The organism is Alteromonas antoniana (assembly GCF_019249295.1).
Taxonomy (GTDB): domain Bacteria; phylum Pseudomonadota; class Gammaproteobacteria; order Enterobacterales; family Alteromonadaceae; genus Alteromonas; species Alteromonas antoniana.
The window spans coordinates 122,069-138,459 of record NZ_JAESDH010000003.1 but is presented as its reverse complement, the minus strand read 5'-3'; the positions used below and the strand labels follow the sequence as shown (position 1 = coordinate 138,459).

The window sequence follows — 16,391 nt, the reverse complement described above, 5'->3', positions numbered from 1 at the left end:
ATGTTTAGAACGGAAAAAATCACCGGTATATACGATGAAAAGTCTTTAGAGAGTTTCTGGGCTATCGTAAAAACAGGGCGCCTTACTGGAGCTGCAAATTTTCTTGATGTGACTCAACCAGCGATCTCTGCTGCGATGAAAAAGATAGAAAATAAGCTCAATACAAAACTTATCGACCGCGGTGGCCATAGAAAAATTAAGCTCACAGACGCGGGCAAAAGACTCTATATTTACGCCGACAAATACTTCTCTGATAGTCTCAGGAACGCACTCACTGCTAAAGATATACTTGTACAGGGTGAAAGCCACGTTGTTGGAATAAGTAGCCTGCTGCCTCCTAAAGCAATCACTGACATAATGTCCGCGGTGAATGCGGTTAGTGAAAAGCTGTTAGATATTCAGACTGTAGAGTGCAGAGTCTTTAAAACAATAGACTTGGTTGAATCCTTCAACAGTCAGGAGACATCCTTGGCGATTCTGCCAAATTTGGACAGAGATGTTTGTCTTTCTCTAAATGACGATCTTGTGCCACTGGCTTCTTTGTACGAAACTGTCTCAGCCTACACTGTTGATCTAAATTTAAATACTGCATGTCACGGACGCTTAATAACTACCGATGATAACTTTTCCTTGCTTGGCGCTGTAGAAGTCTTTGAAGTCTCCCCCACGATAGTGGATAGCATGCCCCAGGTTGTCTCAGAATTGATGAAATCTGGCACGAGCGCATTATTAACTGAAAGCCAGGTCGCTGATCTGAGTCGATATGGAGTGCCACTTCGTGAGATTTCTATGAATTCTGAAGGCGCAGTTCAACGTGATAATTTTACTTTCGGTTATGTAAGCCAGCACAGTACAATCCTCGCTCACTCTATTGTGTCGAAGTTAGGCGCCGAAAAGGCTATAGCTTAAACATACTGGCCACTCTCCTTGCGCTAGCATAAATATCAGTTTGCTCAATCTTGTACTCTCCTACAATTCACGCGTTACTATAAATTTTTTTGAACTTTTTTCATTAAAAATAAGATCGCTTAAGAATAGGTGGTTTTGAGGTTAGTGCTTGCTACTTATTATGCATTGCGTGTATACAATATGCACTTTTTCTGAAGTAAATAGTCACTCTCTGGCCTCAGGTTGAGGACCCAGACTTGTCTGAAAGCAAAATAAAATTTATAGTAAGCCCCACATCATCATTCGTATTTTGTTTTATTTGCAGTAGGTACAGCATGACGTTAGCACTTCGCCAGGAAAGCGTAAATTTTCACTCAAGAGTAGCAGATTCGACGCACATACAGTCGGTAAGCGAAAAGTATACGATATGCGCGATGACCTCTTATGGTAATCACTTCTTTGATGTGGAATCCCGAAGTGATCTTACTCAAGTATCTCAACTTGAACTGTTAGCCCTAACAAATGTCGATGCAGATGATGTCATCAACATCATGTGCGAAATATCTCATAAGGTCACAGTCGAAAGTGCTTACAAAGTGGGCATTATGACAACTGATGATACGTTCTACTTCAATATCCATTCTGAAGTCGATGTTAGCTCTCTCGAGCCTTCAGCTGTATTAGGGTTCATAGAACCTGAAGCGTTGGATAAAGTACCAGGTGACATAATCAACGTGATGGTGTGGCCTGCATCAGACGTCAGTTTCAACTAACAATTTCCCAAATTTTTCTACACGCCAAGTGCTCCATAGAGCGCTGAATATATAGCGGTATAGTCGACTTCCATTCTGAGATTCTACTGCTGGAAACTCCAAGCAGCTCTGCTATGTCTGCTTTCCTGGGCCGCTTGTTCATTCCTAAAGCCAAAAGGTAGCTACTGGAGGCTTCAATATACCACTCACACCAGTGTTGGAAACTAGCTTCACCTATTACGGGCATCGCGGTATATTCCTTGGATGTTACGATCTTCTGTATATCCAGGTATACGTCCTCTAAAAGCAATTTTGTCATTGGGTCATTCGGGTCTTCGCCAAACCTTCCGGCACTTTTGACTACCTTCATAATGTCGATTGCCTTAAAAGCATACCGAAGTTCGCTTGTATTTGTTGCAATTAAGAGAGCTTGTAGCTTCGTGCTTAAGCCAATCGCTGGTGGCACTGTCTTCTCAAAAAGAGTTGTCGAGACCAGCTCTTCAATTTGTTTATCTTGAAATACTAAATTCACGAAACGCTTCCAACACTAATGGGATGTCATTTTTCTGAACTTGTCGGCCGCGGGTATCCCAGCCAATAGATTCGATTACCGCCATAAAGACATCATCCTGCTGTCCCGACTTCTCAATAGACAACACAGATGTGCTCACTGACGTACCAGTATGATAGAACGTATGAGAGGGAAGGGAAATGCTTGCTTGGACGTAGTTCTCCTGCATAAGATGCTGTCTGAGGCTTTTGAAGCTGGCATTCGATGTTATTGAGCTTGGCAGTAGGGCCGTTACTGTTCCATTGTCCTTAGCTTTATCCAGTATCAAACCAAGAAATAAGGCAGACAGGCACTGCTTTGAGACTAAGCGCTGACTTGGCTCTATACCGTTCTCAGATTCTATCAGTTTAAAAGCGTATGGGGAGTTTGATACTCCGCTGGTACTCGATTTACCGAATGGTGGGTTTGATATTACCAAATCAAATCGCTCCTCGGATAGAGATACTTCTGCACCTAAAATCATGCTACCAACTCTTCTTTAGCTTCTTTCGCATAGTAGTATCCGCCTGCACAAACACACTCTAAGGAACTTGGCCTCAAGCTATCTCCTCTGTAAATTTCCAATCTGCCCAGCGTCTGGCCATGAATGCACTCTGCAGCACTAAAATTTGCTATCTGTAGCTTGGTGCTGAGTATATCCAGGTCACAACTGCACACAAAAAGGTTTTTGATTAGCTCTGGATCATCATTTAAAACCATTCGGCAAGTGGATAAGACCAGCTGACCAGAGCCACCAGCTGGATCCAATATACTGATAAGCGTGTTGCTATCTTTTGCATCATGTAACTTTGACAGCAAGCCATGATCTGGCCCCGTTGAAGAGAGTGCAGATAGTAAATCAGCAACAGAAGGTGGCGTATGATATTGGCCTAGTGCAGACTTTTGGCCTTTTCCGGCAAATTGCATCAGAAGATCAGAGACTACGTCAGTAAACGGAGGGGAGTTTCGATATGCATCAATGAGAAGCTGAACTCCCTCGTCAGCCCACTCTTTGGCTTTGCCATCAACATCTGCATAACCAGGAATGCTCTCGCCGGCAAGGAATTGGATAAAGTGGTCGATCAAAACGCTTAACGGAGTTCCGCTTCCTACTGCGTAAAAACCGTCTTCTAAATGCTTAACTAAAGATTTCATAGTACACCTCTACTGTTTTTATATACAGTAATTGTGCGTACAATCTTTGTCAATGTTTTATTTACATGGTGCTGGCTCTGATCGGCTTCATTTCGACTATCATCCTGAGATAACTGCTACATTATCTTTTGTAAAATGTCTCCGTAGAGAAGCATTATCCATCCTGCAATGCAGAGGCTTGGGCCGAAGGGGAAGGGAGAGTTTAAGTTATGAGTTTGTTTGCCAGACGCTTTACCCCATGCGTTTTTCATAGCAACCATAAACAGAAACAACGCACAGGAAATTATAGCAAAGCTGGCTGCAAGACTAATTGGGATGAACGTAAAAATTGCTGGAATTAATTTTAAGTCTCCTCCACCGATTTGCTCCTGCTTTAGAATTTTCTCCATCACCCAAGCGAAGAGCGTTAACGCAGCGAAACTTGTGACCAATCCAATAACTGCGGTATCAGACTCAATAAAAACTCCGTCAACCGACAAATAGAGGCCAAATCCCATCAGAGGAATGACTACAGTATTCGGTAGTAGCATTGACTCGAAGTCGACCTTTGACAGCGTGATGAGCGCGAACGAGATAACTAATGCCGCTATGCCTGCATATGTGTTTCCAAAAACACGAAGGACTTCTATAGCTGAGAATATGAATGCGGCATCGTATCCAAACTGCGACAGAAAGCTACTTCGCTTCTTCTTATGGTCGTGTCCGAAAAAGGAGAAAAGAGGGCTGGCCATTCCGTTGTGCTGAAGAGACCAGAATTTTACTTGTGACGCATCTGGAGAAACGGGCTGTTCCAAGAACTCAGCAACCGCAAGATGGTCCTCGTATACCATATTCTTCGGCAAGTACCAGGCAATGTGTTGAAGTACCCTGCCTACTACGAAAGAAACCAGTATTGTAAGTAAAAGTGAAATGAACAAATGTATTTCCTCTACGCCTATTATGCACAAAGGGTATACTAAATGAATGGTTGTGGTTAGACAATAAAAAAGCCCGGATGTACCGGGCTAGTTAAATTTTGTCAGCTCTAAGCGGCTTTGGCGGCAGCTTCAAATTCGACTCTATTCTGCAACACGTACTGCTCCAATGAGTCAATTTGCGAAATAGCCTGGCTGAGTCGGGAAGCAATAGTTTTAATGTGATTATTGAACTCGTTGACATGTTTTTCGTGAAGTAAGCCACTGATTGTCACCATGTCTCTGGTATCCCAGTGATATTGTGCCTTCTGAAAGGCAGCAGATACTGTTGGGTTTCGCCTCAGCACTGTTGACAACCCTTGAGTATTTAAGGCGTAACGATAAATTTTATAAGCTTTTTGCACGTCCTCAATATCTTGTGCGTCTCGGATACATTCTGAGCACAAGGAGAGAAGAGCATACGCTTTTCTGGCTCCTAAATAGTCATTCCCGAAAACTGTGTCGATATGCGCTGTAACAGCGACTTTCAAAGTGTTGATGACACCAGCTTTTGTAAAGGGACCATTGTTTTTACCGCTTATCATTATATCCTCTGTCGTGATGGCTTTTTGACGCTAATTTTAGGCTGCAAATTATGTGCCTTTTGATTCAATATTTTTGATAGCTTCAATAAGCTCTTTTGACTTTTCGGTAAATTTACTTTCAGTGACTTCCCGCGGATCACCGTAGACGTGCTTATGGAGGTATTTCGAAATGTCTATTCCAGCCTCTGCACATCTAAAAACGAGCTCCAAGCCTAACAATGTTGCCTCTTTGTTGGAGATTTTAAAATTATCTTTTAGTCTATCAATCTCAGCTTTTTTCGCGTGACTGACATGCATCTCTGGCAGTCTCGCTTGTTCCTGCTTTCTTTTTTCAGAGTGCCGCAAGTTGGCCTTTCTCAATATTGCCTTTCTTCTTTCATCCATTGGACTACTCCACTTTAATATCTGGTTGGCAGCCTACAACGCGCTTCTTCAATACCAATCTCAGAAATTTGTACTCTCTATGGCTTAAGCAGTTGCTTATTGAAGCGACTACGTTTTCTAACTCGTTTCTAACTTGTTCGTTGCTGATGGGTATTATCACCCAGCCATGCTCTAGAAACATCAACCATTTCTGTCTATCCCGCTTGAAGCCGGATTTTGAAAGTCCGTGATGACGATAACCATCCATTTCAACTATCACGCGATAATTTGGAAAAACAATATCACCTTCATACTTCCTTGAAGGTAAAACGTTAGTTATCTCATATGCTACATCGCCACCGTTCCAGTAAGTCCCAAATCTTTTAACTAAAGCTTGATATAGCAATACCTGCGGTTCTTTCGATGGAAGCGAAGAATATTCAGGTACCTCTTTTTCAAAGGACTTAAGTCTCGATTGGCCCTGAAGGCAGGTCGTCGCGCTACCTGTACCACCGCGAACGCGCTTCTCGACCTCTTTCACAGATTTACCCATAGAGGAGGCGAGCGAATCTAGGCTATCAAATCGTAAACTAATAGGATTATAGTTTGTACGTGCAATCATAACAATGCGCAAATATACCCTAGTCAGGTTATAATGTATAGTTGTTATAGCTTGTGCATAAATTGGAGGCAGTATGATTTCCGAGATCGACCCGATAGAGACCTTTGTTGATAATTATTTTCCCTCTTTGACCAACCCGCTATTACCCGCGGTTAGCTTTACTGAGCTCAACCTGGCTAATACAGCTGAGTTCGATGAGTGGTCCAAGTTACAGCGTGATGATTCTTTAGAGCGACGAACTCTGCGCTTTATTAATCAGCATACAAAAACGCCTCAGTACTTTGCCCGGATCCTCTACTCGGCGACGGTCTGTGGGTACTACATCGATAAATATGGCAATGAGCACGATCGAACACCCGCCGGAGTGGCACGTGAAGTTGAAATTGCACTGGCCTCAAGAACTACAGAATTCAGACGCGAGGTGGATAATTGTCTTTTAAAGCTTAAAAGCGTCGGTGGTGGCCGGCCATGCTGACTTCTTATCGAGACATAGCCGTTGCTGCAGCTACACAACAAGGAATACTTACTAACGTACAAAATTCATCAAGTGATGTAGATTCCATTGGTGAAGGTTCTTATGGTGAGTGTTTTTTCGCAGAAGGAAAAGCTGTAAAGGTTACGAGTTCTATCAGTGAAGTGGTATACGCCCTTCGGCAAATGCAGCACGGATACAGCGACAGCAGGGTGGGGATTGACGCTGTCATGCTGGTCGAGGAAGAGGGGCCAACTTTTGCAATTATTCAAGAGCTCGTTGATACAGACCACTCAAAAGTGTCCATTGCTGAGAGAATTCTGTCTGTAATTAATATAACCGGAAGGGAGGATGTGCCAGACCTTGTATCTCAATATGAGCAGCTGACCGGAAAGCGACTATCTGCAGAGGATATTTTTGTCATTGAAGACCTCTTGTCTAGTTATGACAGTTTGTCACTTACAGGTTGCATTGCGATGGATATACACAGTGAAAATGTAGGTGTGAAGATTTGTGATGGCCAAGAACATTTGGTGCTGTTTGACCAGATGAGCTCAGAACTCGAGTCTTGCATGTGTGAACAATTATCTGCCTATACAGTATCTGAATTACTGTTCGAATACTGTAACCAGAAAGAGCTGGATAATCTTGTTTACCTTGATCCGAAGTTCGTATTTGATGCGCTTTATCTGGATGAATATCTGCATTTCTATGAAGATCTTAAATATGCGTTCGATCTTGACGTAGCTTATGAACACCTACCAGAAGGAGACTGGGGAGCTGGTGGGTGCCTGGCATTCGCACTGGTTGCGTTGGAAGAGTGGAAGGCAGTCAGTAGTGATGAAGGGCTTGATACCCTAACTTCTCAACCAAAGGTAAAAGCAATCAAAAATGAAAAAAGTGGCCTAATAGAGCACGCTTATTTGCAAATTGGCCCTTATGCGCTAGATGCCTCAGGCCTGAACGCCGAAGCTTACTTGAGGAGACATTTTGTTTCATCCCAGGCCCCGCACCTCTCTGAGGAACACCTAAGTCTCATTGAGCTTCCGGTGCTGCCAGGGCAATTGACGTGCTCCTCCAGTATCGCGGATGAAATCGACAACGTCGATACCCAGGCGCTATACAGAACTCTGCAGGAAACAGGTATAATGCCATCCTACAGAGAGTCATTGGTGACGCCGTAATGTTAAAAAAACCATTAAGATATCTCCAGAGCTTAAACAACCGTGTTTACCTCTACATGCTGTTAGCCTCAGCAACGTGCATATTGCTTCTTAAAGATATTGGAAACGACAATATCTCTTTGATGCATGCAAAGACAGTGAGTGAATTTAAATCGCTGCCAGAACCTAACGTACCGCTTAAGTCATTTGCCGGCGTGTCGACGTCGAATGGTCGCCAAGTGGTCGTTACCTATACTTTTCTACCAGAAAATCGAGTAAGAAAAGTTGTTGATATGGGAAATGTGGTTTGGGAAGCTTTGGGGAAGTATCATTTCGAGGGCTCAGTGATGTATATCGAGCTGCTAGATGGTGAAGGTCTCTTCTACGATGTGGGCCGGCCCGTCGAATTTGATAACAACATGATGGTGTTTAAAGGGGATGGAGCCCTCAAGCATTATTACACTGAGGACTCTTGACTCTTCGCTTTTTTGATGACCACACTCTTTGAGATAATGTCGTGCAGCATTCGATTCTTAGCGTCAAACAACGCCCAAATCAAACCTACTCCCAATGTAAGCATGGATGCGGTATAGCCGAAGTATCTTATAAGGCTTGATTTGATTGTAAGCGGGAGGTGCTTATCATCACTCAACACTTCCAGACGCAATAGCATTTTCCCCGGAGTCGCACTATATCTCCGCCAGAACCATATTGTAAGCACCAGCGGCACCAGAATCTGCAGAATCACATCTCGCTGCAGTTGCTCCACACCTGACTTAGGTTCACCAAAAAACATCATGGATGGAAAGAAAATTAAAAACATGAAAACCAAGTCAATGAAGTGTGCAGCTGTACGTTCCCAAAAACTGGCATAAATGATATTTACGTTTTTCACGATGAGTCCTCAATTCGTAGGTAGTTGCCCCTGGTACCACCAGTGATCAAATTCAATTACATCAAGACCAGGATAAACCGCGATGAATATATCCATCAGTGGGTCTTTCGATATATGGATAGTGCTATCTGGGTCGTGCACGAACACCGGTGATGCAAAATGGTATTTCCCACTATTTTTTGTTGGCCGGTATTCAAACGGTCGTCGACAGAAAGAAGCGTTCAGAGAGGGGCTTTGATTAATACAGGTCTCTATATACCTGCTCGCAGTATACCGCTGAGAGCTTGTTTCTCCGGAATCTGGTTCTGCGATGAAATGCCCCGTCAGAATAGCAATTGGAATACATGACGCGAAGAAGAACGCCCGGGTAAGTGAGAAAAGAAAACTTCTTAGATTTCTTTGAGACATAAAAAAATACACCATGAGTTATCTTCATAGTGTATATCATGTGCATAATTTTGTGAATGCTAAGAGCTAAAGTTTGGGCGGCAAGCGTGGACTTAAATGAGGCTCTTTATTGCTCTCGACGAAAGCCTCAACTTCTCTTGCGATGCCTTTTTCGAAGCCTGAAGGTAAGTGCGAAAAGTGACGTCGAGGCAAAATACACCCAGAACTAACCATATGGCAGCTGAAGCAATCAGAAACTCACCGTTAAAATTTGCGTACTCGGCAGATTTCAAAACTTTATCTGCATAGAGTTGCTGTGCGTTGAGCACTTCGCCAGTAGCAAGCTGATAGTGGGCCACCTGCAGAAAGGTAAATGCCCCTTTTGTGAGACTGACAAGGTAATGAAGTACTACTAAGCGCTTTAACCACGTGGTTAGGCCGGATTCGTCGGTGCTCCGCCATTTTTTAAGGAATACGAGGAGGGGCACTGCAGTTATCGCCGGCAGCATGACCTGAAAGTAAGCCGAGTTTAGAAGCGGATTTGAAATTGGCTCTTCTAAGCTTATAAATAGCGCCGAAGCCACAACTTGCAGAGCTGCGTAACCGAGCACAAAGTTTCTATCATTATTGGAGAGGATACTGCTGGCACCAACTAGCATCAACAGACCGATCACGCTTACCAGGTAAGAAACTACTTCAACATTTACCCACAATAAACTGCCGCCTACAAAAGCGTGTTTTGTATAAGTGAAGATTTCAAAACTTAGGAACCCACTAAGCACTACGGCGGCTATAAAACTTACATTTTCCTGATTCGCCGATATGACTTTTTGAAATTTCGTTTTAAATACCGAAAACATTCTTCTTAACTCCCTGCCACATCCATGTCGAAGCTATGAATTTATTAGATGATTTATTATATAACTATTTTTTATCTGATTGTAAGTGTTCCTGATACAAAGTTATGCACATTAACACTCCTTAATGTATTTTCGTGATAGTGAAAGGCTTTTCTTTTGATGCACTTCATTGAATTTGCTATATTTTTAAAGGTATTTTGATATTATAAATTTTTTTTATAACGTGGGCGTATTGCTTACTTTCAAAACCGATAGCGCATATCCTCTTCACAGCGCATGTGCGCAAGTTCGTCCGGAGCACTCTTTATGCTTAAGTCTTTCAAATTTATAGGCTGTTTTTTCTTAATTGCATGTACTGCAGACGCGAGTACTTGTAAGGAGATCGAGAACCAGCAACTGATCTATGTGCTAAATGGATTACAAGTGCAATGCCCCGCTGGAAGCTTTGGATTCACTTTAAAATACAAAACAGAATTTCTCGACGGTAACCAGGAAGAGTTTATCTGTAGTGAAACGGCTTTCCAGGCGGAGAAGTCAGCTACTGAAGAGGCGAAGCTTTTCAATTTAAAAATAAACGTTGTCAGCGTAAAGGAAATGAGGAGTTTAAATGGGCCTCCCCCGGGAGAATGCGGTTTATCTTTTATTTGACAGGTATTCAGGATGCTCATATTTCGAACTCCGTGGTTGCTTGATGTCTCTGCAGCATCAGCGTTAGTCTACTACCGGCTTTATCATGCCAAGGCCCACGCTGTGGTCTATTCACCAATCCCTATTAAAGATAGCGCGTTAGATATTGTCTATTTCATAGCAGCGACTTTAGCGTTGTTAGCGGGTGTCAAATTACTTCAAAATCGCAGTCGCAAAGCTTATCTGCGTACTTTCAACTCTGTAATAGATATTCGACAACTAGATTGGAGTAAATTTGAGGAGCTGGTGGCCAGTGCGTTCGTAAAAGAGGGATATGCCGCCACATTATCTCCTCAAGGCACTGATGGTGGGATTGACATCATTTTAAAAAAGAGGGGACGTGTTCACATTGTGCAATGCAAGCATTTTAAAAAGCAAAAGGTTGGAGTAAAGGTCGTACGCGAAATGTTTGGGGTTATGGTCGGTATGGGTGCTTCAACCTGCATTGTGGTTTGTTCCGGGGCCTTCACTAAAGATGCAAAGGCCTTCGCTAAGGGTAAGCCTATCCGCCTGATAGATGGGCCCTCTCTTATCAGGATGATAGGTGATTAATCTCAGTCCAGAGCAAACAGCTCAATCGCCCTTTGAGTATTCCTTTCTTCACTCCACGCATCACTACAACCCAGTGAGATTTGGAAGTGGTAGATGTCTCCTGTAGATAAAGAATTTGAAAGGCCTGCCTGTATTTCTGGTTCATCACCTGCCGCTATGAGTACCATCACTATCCCCTGAACGGCTTGGTCGCATCCACTATCGATACAAGCCTCGATCCATTTGGCCATTCTGGTTTGCGAACCATCTTCAAAGCCAAAATCAAAATTCACAGGTGACCTAATTTTTGCACAGAGATCGCAAAGCATCATTTTCAAATCTTCACACTCTCTTTCTGAAAAGTGCTGTGTTAGCACTTTATTTAATGAGCCTGTGTACTCTGCGGGCGTCCTCAACCAAAGAGCGAGGTTGTTGGCTACATCGCTGTCGACGCAACCAATGTATACTAGACGGGCAAAAAGGGAGATGGCTCCCGGGTATTCTTGTGCTATCAGTTTTGCACAGCAGCCCAGTAATTGTGTCTCGTACTCTGAGAAGTAATGGGATGCTGCTTCCCTAACATCATGCTCAATTTCCACTATGGTGACACCCACGTTTCAAATTCTGTAGGAAACTGCTTTTCAAACTCCTGGTTCCGGAATGCAGCACGTTTTTTTGTTAAATCCACCAGCTCTTCTATAAGCGCTTTGGCAAGTGGTCCGTTTGGTATCTCGGACGTTTTCCCAGCGAAACTAAAAAACGAGCGCTCACCTCGAATTTGGATCTCACGGCCATTCCCAAGGTCGATGACGTCGATAGGGATATTTTGGATTTCAAAGTTTTTAAATTGCTGCAGTTCGTTCAAAAGAGCGAACGTCGTTTTAAAAAATTTGGATTTAGATAAATCGTGTGTGCGCCCCTCATACTCCATGAGCAAACTTCGGTCGGATGATATGAACGTCAGCCCGGTCGATGTGGATATCCGCTTACTTTGGCTTACTACGTTAGATAGCTTGAGACGCTTTTTCATGATATCAAGCAGGTAATCTTTTTGCTCTGACAGCGATTTCTTATACAATCCACGTCGGGAATCGTAATCAAACATGTTGAAGTTGTTGTGCATAACCCTGCCAAAAGTAAATGGCAGGTCTTCCACTTTTTTTAGCAACTTATTTCGTGTTCCGGTTAACACCAGGTCATTGATTCTATCTTGTGCCTGCACTAAAACACGCTTCCCAAAAGTCACCCTGCCATTTTCTGGGTATTCACTAGGCATAACCATTCGAAAACCTCTCCGGGACAGCTGCACTGGAGAATAAAACACAAGATGAATGTCGCCTTCTTCCCCGGTTGCAATGGAGCATGTCTCAAATTTCTCAGGTGCCTGCTTGTCCTCGTCGATTGAATAATTGATCAGAACCACGTCTTCAGGTGTCTTATCAATGCTAATTACGCCCTCGGATAAAACGTTTTGGCTTTGATCAATATTTACATATGGGTAGGTCTTCTGGCTGACCTTAGCATTTGATTCCGCACTAGATTCGAGTGGGGTGTCTACTAAATATTTGCGAGCTTTACTGCCTCCTGATAAAGGGGAAGTAGGGTGGGCGCATTCCTTGGGGCTAATTTCAAAATATTGCCCGTGTTTCTTTGGCGATGTAACGGCTCCTACACCGAGATCTAGTTTGCGATACACTCCGACCGGATTTGGCGTTTGAGAATCATGCTGATTGTGGCAAGCAGTTAATTTAAATTCGTAAGTTTTTCCCTGCTTTGAGGTAGCCTTGAGCGCTATGGATTGACCCAGAATACTAAGTTCAATAGAACGATAAAGCGAGTTGGCGTCAGAGATGACGACTTTACCTACTCTAACCGACGCGGTATCAACCTGAACATCCAGTGACATGAATTGTAGTTCCCATCAGCAATTTGATGCATAAACTATATCACATTTGCTTTATTTTAGGGCTGTGATTTAGCCAGTTTGCTAAAGATCTTTTTCGCTTCTTCTGCAGAGTACTTTTGTATATCGTCTATTGAGGGTATTCGGAGTGCGACGCCATTTTTCAATTCATTTATTGATCCGTCAAACCTATCAAGATTTGAAGAGTACAGTGCCACCGCGACCTGATATTGCGAAGGCTCGTGGTCGTCGTAAATTTCTGATATTTCTTTTGATACCCTCCAGGCGTTGTCACCGGAAGATGTTAAGTAGTACAAGCCGGCTTGCAGGTCTGAACCAACCATCTCGCAGTCTATTTCTATGCTACTTTTTGAAGATGCATTGTCAGAGCCATAGCAGGTAGGTTTTCTCCACCAGCGTTCGGCAACCACTGCTACAGAGTTAATTACTGTGATACCAGAATCTATAATTGGCTCCACTGCTTTGCCTGCAATACCAGAGAGCAACGACAACATAGCCAGGTTAAGCCCCGCTTTTTTCCAGTCGCCGTCTTTTCTCCCTAAGATATCTGCGAAATATTCGAGTGAACCAAGTCTGACATTTATATGGGCAACACCAATATCAATATGTGGGTTGTCAGACTGCAGCTCTTGTATGAGCAATCTGGACACCACGCTCGTCATCAATGCCATTTCATCGGAAGAAATATCAGAGATTGTGTCGGGATTCTTAGTCTTATTGAACGCACTTACCGTCCCGTCTATATCTCGCATATCAGTGACTAGCAGTCTTATCCTGCCAATATAGACCCACTCTGGATCTGTCAGTTTGGGATCATCGGTTTTCTTTGAGTCCGGTCTCCGCTGCCTTTTTGGCCCGTCAGTGTATTCAGCATTAGGAAAGGGTTCGCTGTCCCACTCGGGTAACTGAGGTGGAAGTTCTGGGATGGGCATTGGTTGCTGGCTCATAGTTTTTCCTTTTCTGGAGCGGACCTCATTAAAATAACCATAAAGCAAAGAAAAAGGGAAATAGTTTGCAAAAGATTGTACGTACAATTATAATAGTTAACATCAATTGCGCACCTCGGCATGTCAGGGGTTGGATTAATTATGTCATTTCTTACTCAAACAGCATCTAAACCAACTAAGTATTCGTTCTGGGACGGGGATAGCTCTGCACCTCGAACTCCGTGGGGTCCCGCGCAGACACTGGTCGACTTGGCGAATGGTGTTAAATCTGTTTCTACTGCAGGCCACGGCGGTATAAGGCTCAACAAGGATAAGCAAAAGCAAATCCCTAAATGCTTCCGCAAAACTTGGTATGAAGAAGACTGCGAGGCGGCCATAGTTGTCTATTTTCTCTATGATGAATTAAAAGCACTTGCAGACAAACAGCTGCGGGAAAACGGACCAGTTGTAAATAGCGCGGTATTGCCGTACATGAGAAGCTCTACCAAAGAAGATGCCTTTATGCATTTCTATAGTTGGTTCGGGGGAGCCTGGGACGCACGTCGTGGAGTAACTAAAGCCAAAGTCGATTCGTTTAAGGATTACAGCGATTCACAACGCGTTTATGAACGTTATTGCAACGATTACGATGCTGAGTTAGAGCGTATTGCCCGTGAAAAAGTTGCTCAGCGACAGAAGGGGTCATTGCAAGATGGTGTGCGGGTCGAGTTTGCTAGTCCATTCCAATTCACTTTCGGTGGGGAAAACCTCACAGTTAAGACATTTATCGTAAGAAAGTACGGGCGGAAAGTCAGGTTCGAAGTGAACGAAAAGGGGAATAATTTCCTAGCCCACCTTACAGGATGGAGAAACACCTCATATTCCATTGTGGGCAATGCCTAGAATGAGTACCTGTAGCCCCTGTGTTTTAGTAAACACTTAGGAGGCATTACTTACCAAGAGGAAGGGGCAAATTGCGCCGTCAACTCAACTACAGGCTGCCTCGTATCACCGCGGCAGCTGATTTTTCTCGCAGCGGGAAATGATTCTATCTCAGCACCTTTGTAAAGTTCCCGGGCATCCGCGGTGTCATGATTACAAATAACCACACGCACCCCCCGTTTTGCAGCACGGCGAGCTGTCACAGCGAGAAGTGCTTGCTGACGCATATCAAATGACGACGGTGAGTAACTTATAAAGTTTGATGTGTTACTCAAACTCAGATAGGGCGGATCGCATAAGATTACATTTCCTTTTCTGGCCCTAGCAAAAGCTTTCGTAAAATCCGTAGAGGTCAGTTGAGCTTTTCGGAGTTTCTGGGCAAAGGTGGCCATTTCATCTCCTGGAAACCTGGGAGATTTGTAGCGGCCGAAAGGGACATTAAACTTTCCCTGCCGGTTATACCTGCAAAGCCCGTTGTACCCATGGCGATTGAAATAGACGAAGAGTGCTGCCCGCTCTAACGGATCGCAACTTGAGTTAAACGACTCCCTGAGCGCGTAATATCGGCCCTCCGTGTTATTCATGGGTTTAAAAAGTCTTTCAACTTCTGTGATGAACATCGGGCCGTCACTTTTGAGGTATTGGTAAACCGACATCAGATCGACGTTATTATCATTAAGAAGGTAACTTTGATAGTCAGTATTCAAAAATACGACACCAGAACCAACAAAGGGCTCAATCAGCCTTTTTCCCTCAGGCAGTATAAGTGTAAGGCGATCAAGTAGCTGGTACTTGCCACCAGCCCACTTCAAAAACGAACGTTGTTTCTTTCGTGTGGCCATCAAAAAGTTAGCACCAGCTGCAATTCGTCGGACTTTTCTGACAATGAGATATCAGTAGCCTTGAATGTTCGAGATGTTGAATTTGCATCGCTTTCTATCAAACCTTGCGCTTCCATTGTTTCGAGCAACCGTATTGCTCGGTTATATCCCGCCTTCAAAACATGTTGCACGTCTTTTACAGTAAATGTTGTGCCTACTTCCTGGCGCCGCGATGCATTAATCAGCTCAGTTTTGTCGGACTCGTAAATATCTCTCAAATACACTTGGCTTCCCTCGCTTTGAATAGTGCTGACTTGGACTTCAATAACGAAAACAAACCGACAAGAACGATTTTGAGCTTGGGAAGCGTCAACGTGATAGTTGTCAGCGCAGTTAAAATACTCGAAAAAGCCAATGCGTTTATGCTGTAAAGCAGGGCCATAACCGAGAAAGAGATTACGATGCTTGAATAATCAGGCGCAAGGTGCGCCAAAGCAAACACGCCTATGATTAAGGTCCCTAGTGAAATCAGGCAGCAGGTAAAGAGTAATGTATTCAATAAGCCTGAGAGCTTTTCAAATCCAGAGAGACTTGAGCTGCTATGTGTTTTGGTGAATACCGCGGCCGGGACCGTGATGACGATGATTGAATATATCACTAAGTAGATCCAGAACATCCCTAATCCAGCAACCGTACCAGGTAGCGCCGGCGATATCACGGTAAGCAATCGATCCATTACACTACATCCGAATCAGAGTCATCTGAGATTGGGAGCAATAGGGCCACGATGAATATCACCGCAGAGAAGCCCATTATCATACCGACACCGGTGTATATCACATTCCCTGTGCCGAGAATTAAGCAAACCAAGAGTGTGAGAGCTGACATGAGAATGCAGGCGCCGCTTGATAACAAGATGGTATCTATTTTTCGTTCACTAACCATGATTGCCACT

General features: G+C 43.7%; 23 protein-coding genes. 8 read left to right on the top strand and 15 right to left on the bottom strand.

Annotated elements, in window-relative coordinates:
* Window positions 1-909, top strand: coding sequence for a LysR family transcriptional regulator (locus tag JKP77_RS03335; RefSeq protein WP_218309805.1), 909 nt, complete (start codon window positions 1-3; stop codon window positions 907-909).
* A gap of 314 nt (window positions 910-1,223) precedes the next feature.
* Window positions 1,224-1,661 (top strand): hypothetical protein, encoded by a 438-nt coding sequence (locus JKP77_RS03330; RefSeq protein ID WP_218309804.1) that lies wholly within the window; start codon window positions 1,224-1,226, stop codon window positions 1,659-1,661.
* Here the strand turns inward: JKP77_RS03330 and JKP77_RS03325 are convergent.
* The 7 genes from JKP77_RS03325 to JKP77_RS22495 form a co-directional block, all read right to left on the bottom strand.
* Window positions 1,654-2,172 carry a hypothetical protein gene (locus tag JKP77_RS03325; protein WP_218309803.1) on the bottom strand — a complete coding sequence of 173 codons (519 nt, stop codon included), beginning with the start codon at window positions 2,170-2,172 and terminating at the stop codon, window positions 1,654-1,656. The genes JKP77_RS03330 and JKP77_RS03325 overlap by 8 nt on opposite strands.
* On the bottom strand, window positions 2,150-2,674 hold the full coding sequence (locus JKP77_RS22505) for an N-6 DNA methylase (protein WP_420840035.1): 525 nt from the start codon (window positions 2,672-2,674) through the stop codon (window positions 2,150-2,152). The genes JKP77_RS03325 and JKP77_RS22505 overlap by 23 nt, the downstream gene beginning before the upstream one ends.
* Window positions 2,671-3,345 carry an N-6 DNA methylase gene (locus JKP77_RS22500; protein ID WP_218309801.1) on the bottom strand — a complete coding sequence of 225 codons (675 nt, stop codon included), beginning with the start codon at window positions 3,343-3,345 and terminating at the stop codon, window positions 2,671-2,673. Before JKP77_RS22500 ends, JKP77_RS22505 begins: the two co-directional genes overlap by 4 nt.
* Window positions 3,346-3,461: 116 nt before the next feature.
* Entirely contained in the window at window positions 3,462-4,262 is an 801-nt protein-coding gene (locus JKP77_RS03310; protein WP_218309800.1) for a prepilin peptidase, read from the bottom strand.
* 107 nt (window positions 4,263-4,369) lie between these two features.
* Window positions 4,370-4,843 (bottom strand): hypothetical protein, encoded by a 474-nt coding sequence (locus JKP77_RS03305; protein ID WP_218309799.1) that lies wholly within the window; start codon window positions 4,841-4,843, stop codon window positions 4,370-4,372.
* A 48-nt stretch (window positions 4,844-4,891) separates the two neighbouring features.
* Window positions 4,892-5,227, bottom strand: coding sequence for a hypothetical protein (locus tag JKP77_RS03300; protein WP_218309798.1), 336 nt, complete (start codon window positions 5,225-5,227; stop codon window positions 4,892-4,894).
* Between the two features lie 4 nt (window positions 5,228-5,231).
* Complete coding sequence (locus JKP77_RS22495; protein ID WP_218309797.1) at window positions 5,232-5,747, bottom strand: endonuclease domain-containing protein; 516 nt, start codon at window positions 5,745-5,747, stop codon at window positions 5,232-5,234.
* 154 nt (window positions 5,748-5,901) lie between these two features.
* Here JKP77_RS22495 and JKP77_RS03290 point away from each other — a divergent pair, with 154 nt between their 5' ends.
* Genes JKP77_RS03290 through JKP77_RS03280 form a run of 3 tightly spaced genes read left to right on the top strand, consistent with a single transcriptional unit; the run spans window position 5,902 to window position 7,939 of the window.
* Window positions 5,902-6,303, top strand: coding sequence for a hypothetical protein (locus JKP77_RS03290; RefSeq protein ID WP_218309796.1), 402 nt, complete (start codon window positions 5,902-5,904; stop codon window positions 6,301-6,303).
* Window positions 6,297-7,484 (top strand): hypothetical protein, encoded by a 1,188-nt coding sequence (locus JKP77_RS03285; protein ID WP_218309795.1) that lies wholly within the window; start codon window positions 6,297-6,299, stop codon window positions 7,482-7,484. Before JKP77_RS03290 ends, JKP77_RS03285 begins: the two co-directional genes overlap by 7 nt.
* The gene (locus JKP77_RS03280; protein WP_218309794.1) at window positions 7,484-7,939 is read left to right on the top strand and encodes a hypothetical protein; all 456 of its coding nucleotides are present in this window, start codon (window positions 7,484-7,486) and stop codon (window positions 7,937-7,939) included. The genes JKP77_RS03285 and JKP77_RS03280 overlap by 1 nt, the downstream gene beginning before the upstream one ends.
* Here JKP77_RS03280 and JKP77_RS03275 read toward each other — a convergent pair.
* Both JKP77_RS03275 and JKP77_RS03270 read right to left on the bottom strand, forming a co-directional pair.
* Complete coding sequence (locus JKP77_RS03275) at window positions 7,921-8,358, bottom strand: RDD family protein (protein ID WP_218309793.1); 438 nt, start codon at window positions 8,356-8,358, stop codon at window positions 7,921-7,923. The two genes, JKP77_RS03280 and JKP77_RS03275, sit on opposite strands and share 19 nt — an antisense overlap.
* A 500-nt stretch (window positions 8,359-8,858) precedes the next feature.
* On the bottom strand, window positions 8,859-9,605 hold the full coding sequence (locus JKP77_RS03270; RefSeq protein WP_218309792.1) for a hypothetical protein: 747 nt from the start codon (window positions 9,603-9,605) through the stop codon (window positions 8,859-8,861).
* A 306-nt stretch (window positions 9,606-9,911) separates the two neighbouring features.
* Between JKP77_RS03270 and JKP77_RS03265 the strand changes: the two genes are divergently transcribed.
* Window positions 9,912-10,253: a hypothetical protein gene (locus JKP77_RS03265; RefSeq protein WP_218309791.1), complete on the top strand. Its 342-nt coding sequence runs from the start codon at window positions 9,912-9,914 to the stop codon at window positions 10,251-10,253.
* Window positions 10,254-10,265: 12 nt separating this feature from the next.
* The gene (locus JKP77_RS03260; protein WP_218309790.1) at window positions 10,266-10,844 is read left to right on the top strand and encodes a restriction endonuclease; all 579 of its coding nucleotides are present in this window, start codon (window positions 10,266-10,268) and stop codon (window positions 10,842-10,844) included.
* A gap of 2 nt (window positions 10,845-10,846) precedes the next feature.
* On the opposite strand, the gene JKP77_RS03255 is transcribed toward JKP77_RS03260, so the two are convergent.
* Genes JKP77_RS03255 through JKP77_RS03245 form a run of 3 tightly spaced genes read right to left on the bottom strand, consistent with a single transcriptional unit; the run spans window position 10,847 to window position 13,694 of the window.
* Entirely contained in the window at window positions 10,847-11,422 is a 576-nt protein-coding gene (locus JKP77_RS03255) for a hypothetical protein (protein ID WP_218309789.1), read from the bottom strand.
* Window positions 11,422-12,729, bottom strand: coding sequence for a hypothetical protein (locus tag JKP77_RS03250; RefSeq protein ID WP_218309788.1), 1,308 nt, complete (start codon window positions 12,727-12,729; stop codon window positions 11,422-11,424). Before JKP77_RS03250 ends, JKP77_RS03255 begins: the two co-directional genes overlap by 1 nt.
* Before the next feature lie 56 nt (window positions 12,730-12,785).
* Entirely contained in the window at window positions 12,786-13,694 is a 909-nt protein-coding gene (locus tag JKP77_RS03245) for a LysM peptidoglycan-binding domain-containing protein (protein WP_218309787.1), read from the bottom strand.
* Between the two features lie 141 nt (window positions 13,695-13,835).
* Between JKP77_RS03245 and JKP77_RS03240 the strand changes: the two genes are divergently transcribed.
* Window positions 13,836-14,576 (top strand): DUF7007 domain-containing protein, encoded by a 741-nt coding sequence (locus JKP77_RS03240; protein WP_218309786.1) that lies wholly within the window; start codon window positions 13,836-13,838, stop codon window positions 14,574-14,576.
* A gap of 50 nt (window positions 14,577-14,626) precedes the next feature.
* Here JKP77_RS03240 and JKP77_RS03235 read toward each other — a convergent pair whose 3' ends face one another.
* The 3 genes from JKP77_RS03235 to JKP77_RS03225 are packed head-to-tail and all read right to left on the bottom strand — an operon-like array spanning window position 14,627 to window position 16,172.
* Window positions 14,627-15,457, bottom strand: a complete 831-nt coding sequence (locus JKP77_RS03235) for a Dam family site-specific DNA-(adenine-N6)-methyltransferase (protein WP_218309785.1) — start codon at window positions 15,455-15,457, stop codon at window positions 14,627-14,629.
* Window positions 15,457-15,720 (bottom strand): DNA translocase FtsK, encoded by a 264-nt coding sequence (locus JKP77_RS03230; RefSeq protein WP_218309784.1) that lies wholly within the window; start codon window positions 15,718-15,720, stop codon window positions 15,457-15,459. Before JKP77_RS03230 ends, JKP77_RS03235 begins: the two co-directional genes overlap by 1 nt.
* The gene (locus JKP77_RS03225) at window positions 15,711-16,172 is read right to left on the bottom strand and encodes a hypothetical protein (protein ID WP_218309783.1); all 462 of its coding nucleotides are present in this window, start codon (window positions 16,170-16,172) and stop codon (window positions 15,711-15,713) included. The genes JKP77_RS03230 and JKP77_RS03225 overlap by 10 nt, the downstream gene beginning before the upstream one ends.
* Between the last annotated feature and the right edge of the window lie 219 nt (window positions 16,173-16,391).

Bases quoted from the DNA above. Each gene is read 5' to 3' on its own strand.
- JKP77_RS03270 (WP_218309792.1), bottom strand. From the start codon at position 9,605: ATGTTTTCGGTATTTAAAACGAAATTTCAAAAAGTCATATCGGCGAAT.
- JKP77_RS03245 (WP_218309787.1), bottom strand. From the start codon at position 13,694: ATGAGCCAGCAACCAATGCCCATCCCAGAACTTCCACCTCAGTTACCC.
- JKP77_RS03225 (WP_218309783.1), bottom strand. From the start codon at position 16,172: ATGGATCGATTGCTTACCGTGATATCGCCGGCGCTACCTGGTACGGTT.
- JKP77_RS03235 (WP_218309785.1), bottom strand. From the start codon at position 15,457: ATGGCCACACGAAAGAAACAACGTTCGTTTTTGAAGTGGGCTGGTGGC.
- JKP77_RS22505 (WP_420840035.1), bottom strand. From the start codon at position 2,674: ATGATTTTAGGTGCAGAAGTATCTCTATCCGAGGAGCGATTTGATTTG.
- JKP77_RS03240 (WP_218309786.1), top strand. From the start codon at position 13,836: ATGTCATTTCTTACTCAAACAGCATCTAAACCAACTAAGTATTCGTTC.
- JKP77_RS03280 (WP_218309794.1), top strand. From the start codon at position 7,484: ATGTTAAAAAAACCATTAAGATATCTCCAGAGCTTAAACAACCGTGTT.
- JKP77_RS03250 (WP_218309788.1), bottom strand. From the start codon at position 12,729: ATGTCACTGGATGTTCAGGTTGATACCGCGTCGGTTAGAGTAGGTAAA.
- JKP77_RS22500 (WP_218309801.1), bottom strand. From the start codon at position 3,345: ATGAAATCTTTAGTTAAGCATTTAGAAGACGGTTTTTACGCAGTAGGA.
- JKP77_RS03335 (WP_218309805.1), top strand. From the start codon at position 1: ATGTTTAGAACGGAAAAAATCACCGGTATATACGATGAAAAGTCTTTA.
- JKP77_RS03260 (WP_218309790.1), top strand. From the start codon at position 10,266: ATGCTCATATTTCGAACTCCGTGGTTGCTTGATGTCTCTGCAGCATCA.
- JKP77_RS03330 (WP_218309804.1), top strand. From the start codon at position 1,224: ATGACGTTAGCACTTCGCCAGGAAAGCGTAAATTTTCACTCAAGAGTA.
- JKP77_RS03300 (WP_218309798.1), bottom strand. From the start codon at position 5,227: ATGGATGAAAGAAGAAAGGCAATATTGAGAAAGGCCAACTTGCGGCAC.
- JKP77_RS03285 (WP_218309795.1), top strand. From the start codon at position 6,297: ATGCTGACTTCTTATCGAGACATAGCCGTTGCTGCAGCTACACAACAA.
- JKP77_RS03265 (WP_218309791.1), top strand. From the start codon at position 9,912: ATGCTTAAGTCTTTCAAATTTATAGGCTGTTTTTTCTTAATTGCATGT.
- JKP77_RS03290 (WP_218309796.1), top strand. From the start codon at position 5,902: ATGATTTCCGAGATCGACCCGATAGAGACCTTTGTTGATAATTATTTT.
- JKP77_RS03305 (WP_218309799.1), bottom strand. From the start codon at position 4,843: ATGATAAGCGGTAAAAACAATGGTCCCTTTACAAAAGCTGGTGTCATC.